Annotated in this window: 1 protein-coding gene and 1 rRNA gene; one reads left to right on the top strand and one right to left on the bottom strand. The window is 51.2% G+C overall.

Annotated features, from left to right (window positions below):
* Nucleotides 1-745, bottom strand: a 23S ribosomal RNA gene (locus HMPREF2678_RS00245); the annotation flags it as partial.
* Between the two features lie 65 nt (nt 746-810).
* Between HMPREF2678_RS00245 and HMPREF2678_RS10440 the strand changes: the two genes are divergently transcribed.
* Nucleotides 811-991 (top strand): hypothetical protein (locus HMPREF2678_RS10440; RefSeq protein WP_210382685.1); only part of this gene is annotated, 181 nt, incomplete at its 3' end.

The raw sequence follows: 991 nt of genomic DNA, 5'->3' as shown, positions 1-991 counted from the left end.
ACAACACCCTCATTAGGATTCGGTTTCCCTACGGCTACCCCACACAACGGGTTAACCTCGCGACATGCCGCTGACTCGCAGGCTCATTCTTCAAAAGGCACGCCATCACCCTCTAAAGGGCTCTGACGGCTTGTAGGCACACGGTTTCAGGTACTATTTCACTCCCCTCCCGGGGTACTTTTCACCATTCCCTCACGGTACTCATACACTATCGGTCACAATAAGTATTCAGGCTTACCGGGCGGTCCCGGCAGATTCACAGCAGATTCCACGAGCCCGCTGCTACTCGGGTATCCTGTCAACCCCAACACCACATGCTTTCACGTACCGGACTCTCACCGTCTACGGCAGGCCATTCCAAACCACTTCCGCTAACACATAATGCCAAGGCACGGCATGGCAGCACCGCACAACACAACCCCACAACCCCACACACGCAACCCCTGCCAGGTATCACACGCATGCAGTTTAGCCAACATCCACGTTCGCTCGCCGCTACTAGCAGAATCATTATTATTTTCTTCTCCTGCGGGTACTAAGATGTTTCACTTCCCCGCGTTACCACCACACAGACTATGAATTCATCCATGCAGCGACCACACACAACTGTGGCCAGGTTTCCCCATTCGGACACCCTCGGATCAACGCTTGATTGACAACTCCCCGAGGCCTATCGCGGCCTTCCACGTCCTTCATCGGCTTATCATGCCCAAGGCATCCACCGTGCGCCCTTCACAGACAACACAAAATACTAAGACACCCACACACCAACCACACATAAACAACAAACACGTTCATGACAGTCAGCGCGTGAACAACAATGATTTCAAACAAAAAATCACAAAAAAGAAGATACTCGCGTCCACTATACAGTTCTCAAACAACACAAACACCCACAACAAACCAATGAAACACTCATCAGCCCATCACAAGCATCCACAAAAAAGGAACAACAGATTGTCCCAGACACCCAACAGCCATGACAAACCAA

The sequence above is a fragment of the Corynebacterium sp. HMSC058E07 genome, from assembly GCF_001809885.1.
Taxonomy (GTDB): Bacteria; Actinomycetota; Actinomycetes; order Mycobacteriales; family Mycobacteriaceae; genus Corynebacterium; species Corynebacterium macclintockiae.
This window is presented reverse-complemented; position numbering and strand designations above follow the sequence as displayed.